Origin of the sequence: Sphingobium sp. BS19, assembly GCF_027925545.1 — a bacterium.
Taxonomy (GTDB): Bacteria; Pseudomonadota; Alphaproteobacteria; order Sphingomonadales; family Sphingomonadaceae; genus Sphingobium.
Map to the genome: position 1 here is coordinate 1 of NZ_BSEF01000090.1, position 261 is coordinate 261.

1 protein-coding gene is annotated in these 261 nt (G+C 57.5%); it reads left to right on the forward strand.

From position 1 onward, the window contains the following. Positions 1 to 31: 31 nt before the first annotated feature. A partial coding sequence (locus tag QMG56_RS23295) for a hypothetical protein (RefSeq protein WP_281825292.1) occupies positions 32 to 261 on the forward strand: 230 nt, incomplete at its 3' end.

A 261-nucleotide genomic window follows, 5' to 3' on the forward strand; every position in this document is an offset into this window, starting at 1 on the left:
AATACTCCTCCACACCCCGCAATGCCGCCCCTTGGGCATCACCTTCCCTGACGTCAACATTGCCAGCACGCAACGTGGCTTTCCGCGCTCGATATTCATCAAGGCTATCCACTTCCCAACCGACCCATGCGATATCGTCCGCCGGACCCTGGACGCATTGGACCCGGCGGAGTTTTTCATCCATCCGGAAAAAAAGACCCGTCGTATCGCGTTCGCAGACGAAGCCAAAATCCCGGCCAAACGTCTCCCACGCATCCAGAT